Raw genomic sequence first — 2131 nt, forward strand, 5'->3', positions numbered from 1 at the left:
GTGCGGCTGCCAGGGCAGGGTTGCCTGCCGTTCAGTCTATCCGGCACGGTGCCGTCGTGCCCGCGTTGCCAGTCACAGAACATCGATTTGCCCTGCATCGATCAAGTACGTACAATTCATACATACTTTTTGAGGCGTACCCCATGGAAGCCACCGTAGCTGAACGCGGGCAGATCACCTTGCCCAAGGCGGTCCGCGATGCGCTGGGCCTGACCAAGGGCACCCAGTTGAAGGTCGAGCTGGACGGCAGCCGGATCATCCTGCGCAAGAGCGTGGACGATGCGATCTCGCGCGCCCGCGGCAAATTCGCCCTGGACGGCTTCGATTCGGCGCAGGCCGCCGTCGACGCGGTCCGCGACGAGGAATGAGCGCGGCATGATCGCTGTCGATTCCCCGGTCCTGATCGAACTGCTCAGCAACGGCCCGCAGGCCGACGCCGTGGAGGCGTACCTGCGCCAGAGCCTGGTCGGCGGGCGCGTGGTGATCTGCGCGGTGACCCTGGCCGAGATCTGCGCATCGCTGCGCGGCGGGGCCGAGGTGCAGGAAGCGCTGGAGGAAATGGGCATCCATTTCAGCCCGCTGGAAGCCAAGTCCGCGCTGCGTGCCGGCGAAATGCACCGCCGCCACCGCCAGCGCGGCGCCGGCAGGCGCGGCCTGGACGAATTCATGGTCGGCTCGCACGCGCTGTTGCAGTGCGATGGGCTGATCACCTGGAACGACACGTTTTTTCGCGACTACTTCAAGGGCCTGAAGCTGATCGTGCCGCAAGCCTGAGCCCACGCAACGTTTACCGCTGTATTCAACCGCAGTTTTTTCAAAGAATTTCCCGGGAGTTGTCATGTTGGAAGCCTACCGCCACCACGTAGCCGAGCGCGCCGCGCTTGGCATCCCGCCGCTGCCGCTGAGCGCCCAGCAGACGGCCGACGTCATCGAACTGCTGAAGAACCCGCCGGCCGGGGAAGCCGAGTTCCTGCTGGAACTGCTGACCCACCGCGTGCCGGCCGGCGTCGATGATGCCGCCAAGGTCAAGGCCTCGTACCTGGCCGCGATCGCGCTGGGCAGCGAAGTCAATGCGCTGATCAGCCGCGAGCGCGCCACCGAACTGCTGGGCACCATGCTCGGCGGTTACAACGTCGCCCCGCTGGTCCAGTTGCTCGATGACGCCACCGTCGGTGCGATCGCCGCCGATGCGCTGAAGAACACCCTGCTGGTATTCGATGCCTTCCACGACGTGCAGGAAAAGGCCAAGGCCGGCAATGCCAACGCCCAGGGCGTGCTGCAGAGCTGGGCCGATGCGGAGTGGTTCACCAGCCGCCCGCAGGTGCCCGAAAGCCTGACCATCACCGTGCTCAAGGTGACCGGCGAAACCAACACCGACGACCTGTCGCCGGCCCCGGACGCCACCACCCGCCCGGACATCCCGCTGCATGCGCTGGCGATGCTGAAGAACAAGCGCGACGGCATCGAGCCGGAAGAAGACGGCAAGCGCGGCCCGGTGAAGTTCATCGAATCGCTGAAGGACAAGGGCCACCTGGTGGCCTACGTGGGCGACGTGGTCGGTACCGGTTCCAGCCGCAAGTCGGCCACCAACTCGGTGCTGTGGTTCACCGGCGAAGATATTCCGTTCATTCCGAACAAGCGCTTCGGTGGCGTGTGCCTGGGGTCGAAGATCGCCCCGATCTTCTACAACACCATGGAAGACGCCGGCGCGCTGCCGATCGAACTCGACGTGTCGCAGATGAACATGGGCGATGTGATCGAGCTGCGCCCGTACGACGGCAAGGCACTGAAGGACGGTGCGGTCATCGCCGAGTTCAAGGTCAAGTCCGACGTGCTGTTCGACGAAGTGCGCGCCGGTGGCCGCATTCCGCTGATCATCGGCCGCGGCCTGACCGCCAAGGCGCGCGAAGCGCTGGGCCTGGCCCCGACCGATCTGTTCCGCCTGCCGATGGACCCGCCGGACACCGGCAAGGGCTTCTCGCTGGCGCAGAAGATGGTCGGCCGCGCCTGTGGCCTGCCGGAAGGCCAGGGCATGCGCCCGGGCACCTACTGCGAACCGAAGATGACCTCGGTGGGTTCGCAGGACACCACCGGCCCGATGACCCGCGACGAGCTGAAGGACCTGGCCTGC

At 65.9% G+C, this 2131-nt stretch carries 2 protein-coding genes and 1 pseudogene; all 3 read left to right on the forward strand.

The window, feature by feature from the left end; all coding sequences use genetic code 11:
- Positions 1 to 143: 143 nt before the first annotated feature.
- Positions 144 to 368: an AbrB/MazE/SpoVT family DNA-binding domain-containing protein gene (locus tag RTO53_RS19900; RefSeq protein ID WP_256777493.1), complete on the forward strand. Its 225-nt coding sequence runs from the start codon at positions 144 to 146 to the stop codon at positions 366 to 368.
- Between the two features lie 7 nt (positions 369 to 375).
- Entirely contained in the window at positions 376 to 774 is a 399-nt protein-coding gene (locus RTO53_RS19905; protein ID WP_256777494.1) for a type II toxin-antitoxin system VapC family toxin, read from the forward strand.
- A gap of 64 nt (positions 775 to 838) precedes the next feature.
- Positions 839 to 2131 (forward strand): annotated as a pseudogene (locus RTO53_RS19910) (aconitate hydratase B); the annotation flags it as partial.

It is taken from the genome of Stenotrophomonas sp., assembly GCF_031995405.1.
GTDB lineage: Bacteria > Pseudomonadota > Gammaproteobacteria > Xanthomonadales > Xanthomonadaceae > Stenotrophomonas.

What these genes read in the sequence shown, in the direction of transcription:
- RTO53_RS19900 (WP_256777493.1), top strand. Translation starts at nt 144, where the DNA reads ATGGAAGCCACCGTAGCTGAACGCGGGCAGATCACCTTGCCCAAGGCG.
- RTO53_RS19905 (WP_256777494.1), top strand. Translation starts at nt 376, where the DNA reads ATGATCGCTGTCGATTCCCCGGTCCTGATCGAACTGCTCAGCAACGGC.